Origin of the sequence: Vibrio sp. S11_S32 (genome assembly GCF_014694465.1) — a bacterium.
GTDB classification, from domain to species: domain Bacteria; phylum Pseudomonadota; class Gammaproteobacteria; order Enterobacterales; family Vibrionaceae; genus Vibrio; species Vibrio algicola.
This window is the reverse complement of sequence record NZ_JAAUWS010000010.1, coordinates 1-14,268: the sequence shown is the minus strand read 5'-3', so window position 1 is coordinate 14,268 and position 14,268 is coordinate 1. Positions and strand designations below refer to the sequence as shown.

The 14,268-nt window shown below is 39.4% G+C and carries 15 protein-coding genes; 7 read left to right on the top strand and 8 right to left on the bottom strand.

Going from position 1 to position 14,268, the window contains the following annotated elements:
* Positions 1-233: 233 nt before the first annotated feature.
* The 6 genes from HC723_RS07505 to HC723_RS07480 form a co-directional block, all read right to left on the bottom strand.
* Positions 234-2,036 carry a replication endonuclease gene (locus HC723_RS07505; RefSeq protein ID WP_190338662.1) on the bottom strand — a complete coding sequence of 601 codons (1,803 nt, stop codon included), beginning with the start codon at positions 2,034-2,036 and terminating at the stop codon, positions 234-236.
* The gene (locus HC723_RS07500) at positions 2,033-2,218 is read right to left on the bottom strand and encodes a Lar family restriction alleviation protein (RefSeq protein ID WP_190338661.1); all 186 of its coding nucleotides are present in this window, start codon (positions 2,216-2,218) and stop codon (positions 2,033-2,035) included. The genes HC723_RS07505 and HC723_RS07500 overlap by 4 nt, the downstream gene beginning before the upstream one ends.
* Positions 2,215-2,442 (bottom strand): hypothetical protein, encoded by a 228-nt coding sequence (locus HC723_RS07495; protein ID WP_190338660.1) that lies wholly within the window; start codon positions 2,440-2,442, stop codon positions 2,215-2,217. The genes HC723_RS07500 and HC723_RS07495 overlap by 4 nt, the downstream gene beginning before the upstream one ends.
* On the bottom strand, positions 2,439-2,660 hold the full coding sequence (locus HC723_RS07490) for a hypothetical protein (RefSeq protein ID WP_190338659.1): 222 nt from the start codon (positions 2,658-2,660) through the stop codon (positions 2,439-2,441). Before HC723_RS07490 ends, HC723_RS07495 begins: the two co-directional genes overlap by 4 nt.
* The gene (locus HC723_RS07485; protein ID WP_190338658.1) at positions 2,657-2,866 is read right to left on the bottom strand and encodes a hypothetical protein; all 210 of its coding nucleotides are present in this window, start codon (positions 2,864-2,866) and stop codon (positions 2,657-2,659) included. Before HC723_RS07485 ends, HC723_RS07490 begins: the two co-directional genes overlap by 4 nt.
* Positions 2,867-2,958: 92 nt before the next feature.
* Positions 2,959-3,213, bottom strand: a complete 255-nt coding sequence (locus tag HC723_RS07480; protein ID WP_190338657.1) for a pyocin activator PrtN family protein — start codon at positions 3,211-3,213, stop codon at positions 2,959-2,961.
* 158 nt (positions 3,214-3,371) lie between these two features.
* On the opposite strand from HC723_RS07480, the gene HC723_RS07475 reads away from it, so the two are divergent.
* Positions 3,372-4,061: a helix-turn-helix domain-containing protein gene (locus HC723_RS07475; RefSeq protein WP_190338656.1), complete on the top strand. Its 690-nt coding sequence runs from the start codon at positions 3,372-3,374 to the stop codon at positions 4,059-4,061.
* Positions 4,062-4,097: 36 nt separating this feature from the next.
* Here the strand turns inward: HC723_RS07475 and HC723_RS07470 are convergent, their stop codons facing one another.
* Both HC723_RS07470 and HC723_RS07465 read right to left on the bottom strand, forming a co-directional pair.
* Positions 4,098-5,957 carry an acyltransferase family protein gene (locus HC723_RS07470; protein ID WP_190338655.1) on the bottom strand — a complete coding sequence of 620 codons (1,860 nt, stop codon included), beginning with the start codon at positions 5,955-5,957 and terminating at the stop codon, positions 4,098-4,100.
* Positions 5,958-5,977: 20 nt separating this feature from the next.
* Positions 5,978-7,048 (bottom strand): tyrosine-type recombinase/integrase, encoded by a 1,071-nt coding sequence (locus HC723_RS07465; protein WP_190338654.1) that lies wholly within the window; start codon positions 7,046-7,048, stop codon positions 5,978-5,980.
* A 122-nt stretch (positions 7,049-7,170) separates the two neighbouring features.
* Here HC723_RS07465 and dusA point away from each other — a divergent pair, with 122 nt between their 5' ends.
* The 6 genes from dusA (at position 7,171) to HC723_RS07435 (ending at position 13,688) form a co-directional block, all read left to right on the top strand.
* Positions 7,171-8,181 carry a tRNA dihydrouridine(20/20a) synthase DusA gene (gene dusA / locus HC723_RS07460; RefSeq protein ID WP_190338653.1) on the top strand — a complete coding sequence of 337 codons (1,011 nt, stop codon included), beginning with the start codon at positions 7,171-7,173 and terminating at the stop codon, positions 8,179-8,181.
* 434 nt (positions 8,182-8,615) lie between these two features.
* Complete coding sequence (locus HC723_RS07455; protein WP_153447858.1) at positions 8,616-8,831, top strand: envelope stress response protein PspG; 216 nt, start codon at positions 8,616-8,618, stop codon at positions 8,829-8,831.
* Between the two features lie 86 nt (positions 8,832-8,917).
* Positions 8,918-9,151, top strand: a complete 234-nt coding sequence (locus HC723_RS07450; RefSeq protein WP_407701678.1) for a hypothetical protein — start codon at positions 8,918-8,920, stop codon at positions 9,149-9,151.
* 202 nt (positions 9,152-9,353) lie between these two features.
* The gene (locus HC723_RS07445) at positions 9,354-11,168 is read left to right on the top strand and encodes an assimilatory sulfite reductase (NADPH) flavoprotein subunit (RefSeq protein WP_190338652.1); all 1,815 of its coding nucleotides are present in this window, start codon (positions 9,354-9,356) and stop codon (positions 11,166-11,168) included.
* Entirely contained in the window at positions 11,168-12,895 is a 1,728-nt protein-coding gene (cysI, locus tag HC723_RS07440) for an assimilatory sulfite reductase (NADPH) hemoprotein subunit (RefSeq protein ID WP_190338651.1), read from the top strand. Before HC723_RS07445 ends, cysI begins: the two co-directional genes overlap by 1 nt.
* Positions 12,896-12,917: 22 nt before the next feature.
* Positions 12,918-13,688, top strand: a complete 771-nt coding sequence (locus tag HC723_RS07435) for a phosphoadenylyl-sulfate reductase (RefSeq protein WP_407701703.1) — start codon at positions 12,918-12,920, stop codon at positions 13,686-13,688.
* The last annotated feature ends 580 nt before the right edge of the window (positions 13,689-14,268 follow it).

The window sequence follows — 14,268 nt, the reverse complement described above, 5'->3', positions numbered from 1 at the left end:
GTTATGTGATCCTTTCCTTAAGTGCAAAATTGATCCTTTTTGCAGTTCACACAGGGCTTATGTAAAACCCCCAACCATTAACCCATTGAAAATAAGAGAATAAAAACTTTTTCGCTTATCTGCCCGCCCAAAACAGCAGATCATTAAACAGGCTAGGCGATCCCTTTTAGATCATTGCTACAACTGGTTTTAAGCGTGTTTTTGGGTATTGGTGTTAATTGCAAAGTGTGCAATCACGTTTGAATCAGTCGACCGTTCCTCAAGGCCAGAGTCATAAATTTATCGATCGGAACTTTTGCGCCTTTTTTCAGTGGTGAAATTAGGCATTGAACACCGCGCTCGCTCCATCCTGTTACTCGCGTGAGCGCCTCAATTAAGTGCTGGTTACACTTATTTTCAGTGCTCCAAGGAGAGGCATCCGCCTCTTTAGAATCAAGAGCCCTCCGCTTTACGTCTTTTGTTTTCACTAAACTGAAATGCTCGCGGCAGGTTTCGATCACTTTGCCTAACCAATCAATACCAATGACACGCTTCACGGTGTCACCGTATTTATTGAACTTTTCTTCGTAGGCTAACTTGGCTTTAAAGCCTAATTCACAAAAACCTTTCCAGCGTGAGTTGTCAGCGTTGTCTCGTAACTTTTCTAATTCTTCATCGAAGGCAGTATCGAGTTTTGATGCGCGACGAAGTTGGCGCCATAACCCAACTGCAGGTGAGCCGGATTGAGAAAATTGCTTGATTCTATGAGTTGAAGCCCAAGCTCGAGCAGATTGTGCATTAATATTTGCATCACTTTCAGGTAAGTGTTCACCATCTATATTTTTACAAATATATTTGATGATATAACCCGTTGCAGTGCCTTTTGAAGGATCGCCTTCTTTTGCTAGGAATCGTTTTTCTTCAATTTCAGGCGTTAATAACTCATCAGAATCTTCATTGCGTGCAATGTCGGCACATACCTTAATTAATTGCTCTCTTTGGCTAGGATGAACATATAAAAATAAATGTGCATGAGCGGTGCCATCTTTGTGCGGCTCGGCTACGCGCAAGCCAAACCAATCAATATCTAATTTTTTAAACCAAGCACGAGCCAGTTTCCATTGCTCCATGATGTTTTGGTGACCTTCTTTAACCGTACATCCATTCCATTTTTTAGATTTACGGTGGTATTTACTGGCTAATGTCCAAGTGATAAATACACCAACATACCCCAAATCAATTGCACGCTCTTCATCGCCACGAGAGCGAACCACCAACTCAATCCGACGGTTTTTCGGGTTGGCCGTTGTGCGTTCTACTACATCAGAAAGTTTAAAGCTTTCACCTGTTTCTTCGGATACTACCGACATTGATTGGATAAATTGTTCGCCATCTTTTTGTTTCTTTTCCCAACGAGCAAAAGAGCGAGAGGAAATATATTCCCTTTGTCCTTTATCTTCGCCCACTCGATCTAATGCAATTTGGCTATGTTCAATATATTGAGAGCGCAAAAACTTAAACTTTCTAACCAGGTAATCAATATCTAAGCAACGACGAATGGCGCGTTCTAGTTCGCGCTCGGCTTTTACTATACATTCATGCTTATTTTTAACTTTTGGTGGTTTGATATATACCGTCTCCATGATTTCACTCATTTTTAAAAAGGCATATTTCAAAGCATCAAAATAACTGCGAGTGTTATCTTCATCTAGACCAATTAATCCCATCTCACGAGTAAATCGTTCTGTTAAATTGGTGGCTAAGTGCTTCACCGCATCATCACTCATTAAAACCTCATGGCTTAAACGAATCGAGCTGCGAATAGCGCTGTGATGGTGTGGTGTATCAACCGAGTTACTGCGGGCATCAACAAATGAAAATTTATTTTCAATAACCGGCGACCATTTCAATGCGTGCTTTACCGCTTCATTAGTAAACCTTTCGATGTTTTCGCGTGTGGGATTGCCACGTTTTTTACGGCGTGCAATAGAAAATCGCACATCTTCTTGTACGATTTTGGGAAGTTTTGGCAAAAAGTGAGCGCTGAATGTTGTCATTTTTGATGGTTCCAGTTCTGAATCGCTAAATGAGATTTTACTGCTTCCATGCCTTCGTGATTACAATCTTGGCAAGCAACGTAATAGCCTGGATTCGAATCTAATATTTGCTCGCAAAATACTTGCTTGCTTGAGCATTTAGGGCAGGGCTTGATGTAAAGAACATTAATGAAAGTGCTCATAACCCCTCTCTTAATGCGCTTAACTTGGTCGTCAATTCATAGGCTTGTTTTTCAATATCTTTACGAACATATTCACGTTGTTCATTTTTGTATTTATCTCGAAGTAGAAACAGCCTTAACTCGCACACCTTAATTTGAGCGTGTTTTTTTTTATCGGAAGACATAACAAAGCCAGCGATATCAGGACAGGGACGGTGAATGGGGTTTGGGCTGTGGGTGTTCATATTTCACTAAACTCCTGTGCATCCATCAGCACCACTAAATATTTACTTGTTGCAGCAAATACGCCACGGTGAATATGGATGAGATCAAATTGAATTTCGGCTTGGGCAATAGCATCACTGGCACTTTCAAACTCGCCCAATAACGAGTTTTTCACCTCACCGCTATCGTTACGGATAGCAGTTCCGGTTTCATCGTAGTGAACAATGAAGTAGTTCAAACCGCCCCCATAACATCGTCTTTGATTTCACAAAGCGTATTAAGTAGCGAGTCGAAGTTCTTATCGCAGTTTGATTCGTTTGATAAATCGAAATCAGCAATGCCGTGCTGAACAAACATCACGTTATTACGCTCTGTTTGTTTACGTTGTTCTCTGATTAATTCAATTGCAGTATCAATGGCGAGTGCCTTTGAAAATTTGTTCATATCCAACCCCTTGGAATGTGTGTTTAAAATTTGAAATGCATTTAACGCTCTAAAAGCATTTCAAATTGGCTCTGCATCAAAGCCAATTCAAATTAGCCATGAACCATGCGCCAATCGGCTAATGCGAGTTCACGACGTTTGTCGATGTAATCCCCTAAGTCGCTTACGTCCACCATGATTGGGCAGCGTTGACTATCGTCTAATCGGAAGGTGGCAATAGGCAGTACCTGGCTTATTGCTTTCTGTTTTGCCGTCTTTGGGCTAATGCCAAAAAACTCTTCACAGATATCTTCAAGGTGCACGACAGGATTACCAAAGCGTGCATGTAGCGCATATTTTGTGTTCATAGATTCAACCTGCTTTCGTTATAGAACGTATCTTGTATAATCAACTCATTGACACTCAAGGCAACTCAAAGATGTTTATTTTTGGATTCCTTGCTGTTTATGTCTGGATTCTAGATCTCAGTTATCTAGTGTGTCAATGTTTATTTTTGGATTTTATTATGCGCGAGTGGTTTTTAACAACAGAGTTAATACAAATTAATGGCCTGCCAAGCAGCCCTCAAGGATTTAGCCAAAAAGCAAAAAGAGCTGATTGGAAATCAAGGAAAGCTAAAGGAAAAGGCACGACTTTGGAGTATCACATTTCAAATTTTGATGATGATGTCGTGGCACAATTGCGTGAAAAATTTGGTGATGTTGGCGAAGGAAAGGTTCATCCTATCCAGTCGAACGTACGCAGAGTTCAAGAAATTGAAGATATCGATGTGACACCGATTCCTGTTTACAACGTTTATGCTGCTTGTGGTTTCGGCTCGCTGGTAGACAGTGAGTATCAGATTCGCACAACATATTTGCCGACGGAAACGTTAGCTCGCTTTGGGGTTTGTAGTAAAACCGCACGAATCATTACTTGTGATGGTGACTCGATGGAAGACACCTTAAGCGATGGTGATGAAGTGTTAGTGGATATCCGCGAACTTGAGCACCCGGTAAAAAATGGCGTGTATGTTATTCGCATTGGTAAGCATGTTTTTATCAAGCGTTTGAAGTACAACATCCTTGCAGAAAGCTATGATGTAATTTCTGATAACACGGCAGAGTATGAACCGTTCACGCTCACAAAGCATCAGCTAGAAGATTTTGCCATTGAAGGTAAGATTGTGACCGTTGTGATGAAGAGAATTTTTTAATAGAATAAGAGCAAGGCTCTTATTCTATTACATTATCTATCTTTCATTGAGGATATTATTTATATATATAGCATGCTTCTTTGCATACCAATGAAGCATGTGGCAGCAATCTCTATAAAATGGTTTGTAACCTTTATCCATTACTTTACACTCGTTGTCTTTACATAAATAATCCATAGGATTTATTTGCGTAACGCCATTTTTTTTTGTTAACTTCCCTATATATTCATAATACCATTTGTAACTACTTACTATTTTATCTTTTCTAATGTATTTTTTTGCGGTCTCATCTTTCAATAATTTTGACTCGATAATCTTTGGATCAAAATCATTTCCTGTTGGGTGTGGCATAATCAAATAAACATTATTAGTGTTTGCCTTCAGTTCTTTGAATAAATCATCTATTTTATTCCCTGCTATTAATCTTCCTTTTTCTGTGTTTAATTTAATGGATTTTCCATTTTCATTGTAGGTGTATATTTTTAAATAATTAGCCCAATTGGCTCCGACAATTATCTTGGAGAATTTAATAGCGTTTAATAATTCTTTGAGTTTATCCATCTTATGGCATTTGTTATTCCTGTCCCCTATGTTTTTAATCGGCATGCATCCACCCTCAGTATAGAATAGACTATTTGATTTTTTGTTATTAAGTGAAGTTGAATAATATTGCTGTATGAAACTATCACCTAAGAATAACACTGTGTGTTTTGATTTTTTGTCGATGAATCTTAAGTTCTTTATGTTATCAATAGAGTAATTATATTCAGGTAGAAACTTTTCATCTTGATTATGCTTTAGGTTGTATATAAATGATTCTTTTTCTGGGTATCTAAATGTAGCACCATTAGTAAATAAAACTATAAAAGAAATAATCATTGAAAATAAAAACAAAGAGGAAGTTAATTTGTTGTTTTTATTCTTTTCTATTAATTGGAATGATATCGCTCCAAATATAAAGGAAGCTGCAATTATATAAGATGGGTTTATGTCCGGCATGTATTTTTTATAAGCAACCAATAGCGGCCAATGCCATAGATAAATAGAATAAGAATACTTGCCAATTAATTGTAATATCTTTGAGTTTATTAGTTTTGATTTATTGTAGTTGCTGGCTAAAATTAAATAAGCGCCTAGCGTAGGCATTAAGGCGAGGTAGCCAGGCCACAAGTCATTATTGTTGATGGTAATGAATGAAATTAATACTATTACCAGTCCTATGCTTTGATATAGCCTTTTGTTTTTTTCTTTTAAATTTAGAGGTATTAAGAATGCTAATCCACCAACCATCATTTCCCAAGCTCTAGATATTAATGAGTAGTATGCATTGTCTGGATAGTAATGTGATAAATAAACGTTTGAAAAAAAGCTAACAACTAATAGTGATGATAAAATAAACCTTATTTTATGTATTAATTTAGTCTTGCTAATTATAATTATTAAAGTTGGGTATAAAATATAAAACTGCCATTCAACAGATAAGGACCAAGTGTGCAATAACCATTTTTGTAATGCTGAAACGTCAAAATAACCCGCTTCATTGCTATAGATAATATTTGATGTGAATGATAAGGAGGATATTGAATGCTTACTTAGTTCTTTAAATTCAAATGGCGTTAAAAAAAAGTAGCCGAATATTATTAAGGAGATACATAAAATAGATAACGCAGGCATTATTCTATTTGCCCTGTCGATATAAAATGAAAGTATAGAAAACGAACCTCTACCGACTCCCGTCATGATTATTTTAGTCATTAAAAAACCAGAAATTACGAAAAAAACATCAACGCCAGAAAACCCCCCAGGTAATAAATACGGGTTAAAGTGAAATAGCACAACAGATATGATAGCAATTGCTCTCAACCCATTGATATCTCGTCTAAATAATTTTTTCAATGTTTATAATCCTATGTGTTTTAATATAATTTTTTTTCATGTAACTTATGTGGAAATAGTTGTGTATAAACCTGCCATAAAATATTCAAATTCCTATGACCAGTCACTTGGGCTACTTCTTCAATGGAGTAGCCTTTTTCAAATAATCGGCTTGCACCTTCACGGCGTAAATCGTGGTAGCGCAAATCTTCAATATCTAGTGCATTTCTAACTCGTTGAAATCCAGCAGTAACAGAGCGAGAGTTATAAGGGAATATCAGTTCGCCTTTTCTCGGTTGCGTTATCACGATATCAAATGAACCAGCAAGCAGTGGTACTATCATGTGATTGCCTTCTTTCTTACGTGGGTCTTTTCTATCTCTAACAATCACTGTCTTGTGATTTTCGTTTAAATCTTCCCAACGTAAGGTGCACACTTCACCAATCCGCATACACGTTAAAATACTGAATTCTAAAATATCGCAAAAAGGGATTCTTATCGTACCATTACTACGAAAGTTTTCACGTTCTCGCAATGCCTCTTTTAGTTTATCTAGTTCTAGCGTTGTAGGCCTACGTGTTCGCTTATCACTTTTGCCAATCAACTTCATGTCGATAAGTACAGGAATAGCATCCTCAAAAATACTGACGTTATTGGTGATATTGAATACAGGGTTAGCCTTTTTCATTACAGAGCGCAGATAAGCAATATCATGATAGATGGTGGCAGGCTTGGCTCCTGCGCCCTTGCGATTTTTACAGTGCTCGACAAGATCACTAACTTTCAACTTATCAGTTTCAACTTTAGCAATGTCGCAATCGCGTAGCATTTTTATTACGTACTGTTTGGTACGCCCTGTATTATCCCACAGGTCACGTTCACCCATGAAACGATCTAGCATTTCACTTATGGCCACAGCTTTAGAGGTAAATAATCCGTTCTCTTCAATTTCTTGAACTTGTTTTTTGGCCCATGCACGCGCTAATTCTTTTTTCCTGAATGTTTTAGCCACTCGGTGTATAATCTTGCCAGATTTTTTTACCGTGATAGTTGCTTTGAAGCGTGCCTCACCACTTGTGAGTGTGCGTTTTTGAATGCTAAAAGATGCCATTTAATTTACCTATAAGGCGTACCAGGATTTAAAATTCAAGGTGTACTATAGGCGTACTATATAACGCAATTCATAGTAATTCAAAGTAACTCGTAGCAAATAACCAAGAAGCTAAAACCTTTATGAACCTAGATTCTACAAAGAAACCCAATGATTATGTGATGCAGCGTTTTTCCGTGGCACCGATGCTCGATTGGACTGACCGTCATTGCCGCTACTTTCATCGTCTGATGTCAGAGCATACTTTGTTGTATACCGAAATGGTAACGACGGGCGCAATTATCCACGGCAAAGGGGATTTTCTTGAGTATAGCCAACAAGAACATCCGATAGCGCTGCAATTGGGTGGTTCAAATGCGAAAGATTTAGCGCATTGTGCCAAGTTAGCCGCTGAACGTGGTTATGATGAAGTGAATCTAAATGTGGGATGCCCATCTGATCGAGTACAAAATGGTAAATTTGGTGCCTGCTTAATGGCAGAACCAGAGTTGGTGACGGAATGTGTGGCAGAGATGCGTGCGGTGGTGGATATTCCTGTGACAGTAAAAACGCGCATTGGTATAGATGATCAAGATTCGTATGAGTTTTTGACTCGCTTTATCCACATGGTGCATGAGCAGGGCGGGGTCGATCAATTTACGATTCATGCTCGCAAAGCTTGGCTTAGTGGTTTAAGTCCAAAAGAGAACCGCGAAATTCCTGAATTAGATTATCCGCGTGCGTATCAGCTTAAACAAGACTTCCCGCAGCTCAGTATTGCGGTTAATGGTGGGGTGAAAACATTAGAAGATTCTCTACTTCACCTGCAGCATCTAGACGGTGTGATGGTGGGGCGTGAAGCTTATCAAAACCCTTATATGTTGGCAGAAGTTGATCAGCGTTTATTTGGTAGTGATAAGCCAATCAAAAAACGCAGTCAGATTGTGCAAGAGATGTACCCGTATATTGAAAAACAGTTATCTGAAGGTGCATCACTTGGTCATATGACTCGCCACATGCTAGGAATATTTCAAGCGATGCCTGGCGCACGTCAATGGCGTCGTTATATTAGTGAGAATGCTCATAAAAAAGGCTCAGGGATAGAGGTGGTCGAAACTGCATTAGCGAAAATCCCAACTGAGCTAGATGTTTAACTAACAAGTAAATAATTACATCAGAAATTAATTAACTTGGCGAATTTGACGAACAGTAAGTCAAATTCGCCTTTTTATTGTTTTTGGTTAATCGTTATATTTTTATGTTATTGATTATTAATGATCTTAACTTGAAAGCTGCATTAATCGTTATAATCTAGGGGCTGTTGATTTTTCGTGATTAAATTTTGTTCGAGATAAAAGCCTTTTAATCGAGGCAAGTCGATTGAAGCCTAGTATTCTAAGTAAATGAGACTTAACGAAGAGTAAAAGGCTTTTAGCCGAACCCTTCGGGCTGCGTTTGTTGGTCTTTTCTACTTCGACATCGGCTTTTCGTGTAGCCAGCTACACCACAAAGCCTTTTCCTTGTATAAAAACCCAACAACTCGCAGCAAAAACAACCACGAAAGATCAATAGCTCCTAGGAGAGTACTATGTTTGAATTGTTATTTATCTTAATGTTGATTGCTATCTTCGTACTGACTGGCGCGACGATGGTGTCTTTCTTTATCGCCATGGGCGCAGCGCTATTATTAGGCGCTATTTTTGTGATGGTCGGTGCGGTGGTGAAGTTATTGCCTTGGATCATCGTTGCACTTATTGCGTTGTACATTTATAAGTATTACAACAAGCCCGATCAAAATATATAAAGTCGCACTATTTGAAATATGCGTCATTATTAAAGGAGTCGTCATAGGGTTGACGACACTTTGGATCCTTCTATAGGGCAGGGTTGATGATGACGGTTACTGAATTACAACGCTTGTATCAAGACCAGTTATTGGTCGAGGCGATTATAGAGTCTTCGGCGGAAGAAGCGGCATGGATTGTCGAGTTCCGCCATCGCCGTGGTGGGTTAGTCTTGCTGACGGATGTGTATGGCAAGGAATGTCATTGTAGCGATATTGATGATGCTTCTCGCTTAGCGCAAAAAGTGGGTTTTAAGCAAGTGCGTATCGCCAATAAATAAATTCTCGGCTCTGAGTATCTCTATTTTTAGTTTTAACACCAAGATCTTAGTTGGCGTTTTGTATCGCCTTCCTTTTGAAAAATCCTCGCTATTGTCCAAAAAGTTATAAAACATACTTATCAATTCTTTCTCGTCATTAATCAAAATGGTTAATCTATTAAGACGAAATATTAGGAATGCAATATAGATAGGGATGTCACTCATGCTACCAAAAGAACTTTCCGCTCTCGCCAGTCCACTCAATGATCAGCAAATTGGTCAGCTCCAGCAAACCATGTCTGAGTTATCACCTCAGCAATTGGCTTGGCTGAGTGGTTATTTTTGGGGGCTAAGCCAAACGGAACAATCGACAACGGCTCAATCGTCCCATGCTCAACTTTCTGTTGCGGCGCAACCTGCCGGCAAATTAACCATTATTTATGCTTCTCAAACGGGTAATGCCAAAGGTGTGGCAGAAGCATTGAAAAAAGAAGCTGAAGCGAACGATATCGCGGTTGCTCTATTTGATGCCAGTGATTACAAAGGTAAGAACTTAAGTAAAGAGACGCATGTTATTTTTGTGGCGTCGACTAATGGGGAAGGCGAAGCGCCAGATAATGCGCTTGAATTGCATGAATTCCTCCAATCTAAAAAAGCGCCTAAATTACCAAACCTACAATACGCGGTGATTGGTTTAGGTGACTCAAGCTATGAGTTCTTTTGTCAAACAGGTAAAGATTTTGACGCCTTCTTAAGCAAGCAAGGGGCTACGGCATTTCTTGAGCGTCTTGATTGTGATGTAGATTATGAAACACAAGCAATCCAATGGCGTAAACGAGCATTAGATAAAGTGAAAGAGACGCTTTCAAATGGTGATGCGGAGGTAGTTCAACTTCCGGTTGGTAACGCCGCACATGTAGAGAGCCAATGGAATAAACAAAATCCTTACACTGCTAGCTTACTAACGAGCCAAAAAATCACTGGCCGAAAGTCTGGAAAAGATGTTCGCCATATCGAAATTGATTTAGAAGGGTCTGGTTTAACTTATCAGCCTGGTGATACGTTGGGGGTTTGGTATGAAAATAGCTCTGAGCTGGTGGCGGCTATTTTAGAACAAGTCGGTTTATCTGGGATTGAGAGTATTGATTTGGATGGTGATAGCTTATCTATCCATAGCGCTTTAGTGGCGAAATTTGAAATAACCTCCGCGAATCCTCAATTTGTGACCAAGTATGCTGAAGCTTCGGCTAGTAAAAAACTGCAAAAACTAGTGCAAGATAAAGACAAGTTACGTGAATATGCCGGTAATACACAAGTGATTGATGTATTAAAAGAGAAAAAGACCAAACTGTCGGCAGATGAATTAGTCGGTTTGTTGCGCCGATTAACCCCGCGTCTTTATTCTATAGCTTCAAGTCAGGCGGAAGTAGAAGAAGAGGTACACTTAACCGTAGGGCTGGTGGAATATAATCAAGGTGAAGAATCGCGATTTGGTGGCGCGTCTGGTTTCTTAGCGCGCAACTTGGAAGAGGGCGATGAGGTTAAAGTGTTTATTGAGCACAATAACAATTTCAAATTGCCACAAGATGATAATACTGACGTGATCATGATTGGCCCTGGAACCGGTATTGCGCCATTCCGCAGCTTTATTCAAGAGCGTGAAGCGCGCGATGCAGAAGGTAAAAACTGGTTATTCTTTGGTGATAGAACCTTTACTCAAGACTTTCTGTATCAAGTTGAATGGCAGAAATATCTAAAGTCAGGTGTGCTGAATAAATTAGATGTGGCATTTAGCCGAGATCAAGCAGACAAAGTTTATGTGCAAGACCGTATTTTAGAGAATGCCGAGCAAGTTTGGTTATGGTTACAAGCCGGTGCGTATGTCTATGTTTGTGGTGATGCTAATCGCATGGCGAAAGATGTACATAATGCTTTGATCACGGTTGCACAAAAGCAAGGAAGTTTAAGCCAAGAGCAAGCTGAAGAATTTATCAATGATTTACGCAAAGCAAAACGCTACCAAAGGGATGTGTACTAATGAGCACGAAAGAACAAGTTGTATTAGGTGAAGTATTAGGACCGCTTTCCGATGGTGAGCGTTTAAAAGCGGAAAGCAATTTCTTACGCGGAACTATTGCTGAGGATTTAGCAAACCCAATCACTGGAGCGGTGACGGGGGACAATTTCACCTTGATCCGTTTCCATGGCATGTATTTACAAGATGATCGTGATATTCGCGCCGAAAGAGCTAAGCAAAAATTAGAACCGCTGCATACTTTAATGGTTCGAGCTCGATTGCCTGCCGGAGTGATAACGCCAACTCAGTGGCTTGGTGTCGATAAATGGGCTGATGAACATACGTTATACGGAAGCATTCGTTTAACCACTCGTCAAACTTTTCAATATCACGGTATTTTGAAGCCCAATATTAAAAAGGTCCATAAGGCATTAAGTTCGATTGGTATTGATACCATAGGTACTGCCGCTGATATGAATCGAAACGTACTATGTACCGCCAATCCATATCAATCGGAAGTACATAAAGAGGCTTATGCTTGGGCTCAAAAAATTAGTGAGCACTTTTTACCTCATGCTTCTGGCTATGCTGAGGTTTGGTTAGATGCTGATAAAATAGAAAGCACGGTAAAAGAAGAAGAGCCGATCTTAGGCAGTACTTATTTACCGCGTAAGTTCAAAACGACTATTGCCATTCCGCCATTAAATGATGTGGATGTGCACGCTAATGATTTGAACTTTGTTGCGATCCAAGAAGACGGAAAATTAATCGGCTTTAATGTGCTGGTTGGTGGTGGCTTAGCAATGACGCATGGCGATACCTCAACCTATCCACGCCGAGCGGATGATTTTGGTTTCATACCGGTTGAAAAAACATTGGCCTTTGCTCAAGCTGTGGTGACAACTCAACGTGATTGGGGTAACCGTTCTAATCGTAAAAATGCTAAAACAAAATATACTTTAGATCGTGTTGGTATCGATGTGTTTAAAGCGGAAGTCGAAAAACGTGCTGGTGGTGAGTTTGAAGTCAGTCGCCCGTATGAATTTACCGAGCGTGGTGATCGAATCGGTTGGTCTGAAGGCATCGATGGTAAGCACTACTTGTCTCTATTTATTGAGAATGGTCGTATTCTAGATTTACCTGGTAAGCCGTTAAAAACAGGGATGACGGAATTAGCCAAGATACATAAAGGTGATTTCCGTATTACCGCCAATCAAAACTTAATTGTCGCAGGTGTACCATCCGATCAAAAAATGGCGATTGAAAAAATTGCTGTTGAACATGGCTTAATGGATGAATCTGTCAGTGAGCAGCGTAAAAACTCAATGGCGTGTGTGGCCTTTCCTACTTGTCCGTTAGCGATGGCAGAAGCAGAACGTTTCTTACCTTCTTTTGTGACAGATGTAGAAGGCTTATTACAAAAGCATCAATTACCGACAGAAGAAAATATTATCTTGCGAGTCACTGGTTGTCCTAATGGTTGTGGACGTTCAATGTTGGCCGAAGTGGGTTTAGTTGGCAAAGCGCCAGGGCGTTATAATTTACATCTTGGTGGTAACCGCAGTGGTACTCGTATTCCTAAGATGTACAAAGAAAACATAACGGATAAACAAATTTTATCCGAGCTTGATGACTTAATAGGGCAATGGAGCCGAGATCGCGAATCTAATGAAGGCTTTGGTGACTTCACTATTCGTACCGGCATTATTGATGAAGTCTTTGTCTCTAAAAGGGATTTCTATGCATAGTTCAACTGAATTAAATCAAAAAATGACGAGTAAGCTTGATCTGGTTGAGTTATTAACACTTAACAAAGTAGGGCAGAGCTTAAAATTAGCCGAAATAAATGCACATCTAGAAGATCTTAATGCCGAACAAAGAATTGCTTGGGCGATAGAAAATCTTGAAGGCGAGTTTGCGCTATCTTCAAGTTTTGGTCTGCAAGCGGCGGTTATGTTGCATTTGGTTACTAGCGTAAATCCCGAAACGCCTATTATCTTAACCGATACAGGTTACTTATTTCCTGAGACCTATCGTTTTATCGACCAGTTATCTGTTAGCTTAAACTTGAACTTAAAAACATTCCGAGCAGAGCAAGGCCCAAATTGGCAAGAGGCTCGTTATGGGAAGTTATGGGAGCAAGGGATCAAAGGGATAGAAAAGTACAACAAGATTAATAAAGTCGAACCAATGCGTAGGGCGTTAAGAGAGTTGGATGTTGCTACATGGTTTTCTGGTTTACGTCGAGATCAATCGGGTTCACGCAATCATCTTCCAATCTTGGCTATTCAAAACGGTGTATTTAAGTTTCTGCCTATTATCGATTGGAGTAATCAAGAGATAGATAAATACCTCGAATTACATCAATTGCCGTATCACCCATTAAGAGAGGAAGGTTACTTATCAGTTGGGGATACCCATACAACACGAAAATGGGAGCCAGGAATGAATGAAGAAGAAACCCGATTTTTTGGTTTGAAGCGTGAATGTGGTTTACATGAAGATGACAACACACCAGAAACGGATGGTTCGGGTATCTGATCACGACTATTGAAAGAGTGAAGCATCAACCAAAAGGTTATCTATTATAGATAGCCTTTTATATTTTTAAGTATTAAGAGTGTATCTGATAATAAAAAGCAGGATTAATCGTGGTTTTAAAAGAGAAAGCCAATCACTTGGTAGAGGTGGATTGTGAGCGTAAAAGGATAAGTCTGTGGATAAGCTGTATTAAACATGATGCTAAATTGGTATAAATAAGGCTTTGAATGTAAAATGAGCACCTAACACTTATTTTTGAAATAATTGAAAGAAAAGGCTTGCCAATGTGACGGCGATCTCTATAATGCGACCTCACTGACACGGAGCACACAGCCTAACGGCCGCAACGAGTCAGAGGTCATAACCTTCTCAAAAAGGTTAACGAAAAAAGATTGCAGAAAGTGTTTGACACGCTCAATCAAATCGTTAAAATGGCCGCCCTGTTCAACGAGACGCAAGTCGCACGAACAGTTGCTCTTTAACAATTTAAACCTATCAATCTGTGTGGGCACTCGTTGATGATAATCAATAAAGCTTCTTAGGAAGCAAAAATGATTTCAATGAACTGAGTGACCAAATT

Coding starts and splice junctions, on each gene's coding strand:
- HC723_RS07505 (WP_190338662.1), bottom strand. CDS start 2,036: ATGACAACATTCAGCGCTCACTTTTTGCCAAAACTTCCCAAAATCGTA.
- HC723_RS07500 (WP_190338661.1), bottom strand. CDS start 2,218: ATGAGCACTTTCATTAATGTTCTTTACATCAAGCCCTGCCCTAAATGC.
- HC723_RS07495 (WP_190338660.1), bottom strand. CDS start 2,442: ATGAACACCCACAGCCCAAACCCCATTCACCGTCCCTGTCCTGATATC.
- HC723_RS07485 (WP_190338658.1), bottom strand. CDS start 2,866: ATGAACAAATTTTCAAAGGCACTCGCCATTGATACTGCAATTGAATTA.
- HC723_RS07480 (WP_190338657.1), bottom strand. CDS start 3,213: ATGAACACAAAATATGCGCTACATGCACGCTTTGGTAATCCTGTCGTG.
- HC723_RS07475 (WP_190338656.1), top strand. CDS start 3,372: ATGCGCGAGTGGTTTTTAACAACAGAGTTAATACAAATTAATGGCCTG.
- HC723_RS07465 (WP_190338654.1), bottom strand. CDS start 7,048: ATGGCATCTTTTAGCATTCAAAAACGCACACTCACAAGTGGTGAGGCA.
- dusA (WP_190338653.1), top strand. CDS start 7,171: ATGAACCTAGATTCTACAAAGAAACCCAATGATTATGTGATGCAGCGT.
- HC723_RS07455 (WP_153447858.1), top strand. CDS start 8,616: ATGTTTGAATTGTTATTTATCTTAATGTTGATTGCTATCTTCGTACTG.
- HC723_RS07450 (WP_407701678.1), top strand. CDS start 8,918: ATGATGACGGTTACTGAATTACAACGCTTGTATCAAGACCAGTTATTG.
- HC723_RS07445 (WP_190338652.1), top strand. CDS start 9,354: ATGCTACCAAAAGAACTTTCCGCTCTCGCCAGTCCACTCAATGATCAG.
- cysI (WP_190338651.1), top strand. CDS start 11,168: ATGAGCACGAAAGAACAAGTTGTATTAGGTGAAGTATTAGGACCGCTT.
- HC723_RS07435 (WP_407701703.1), top strand. CDS start 12,918: ATGACGAGTAAGCTTGATCTGGTTGAGTTATTAACACTTAACAAAGTA.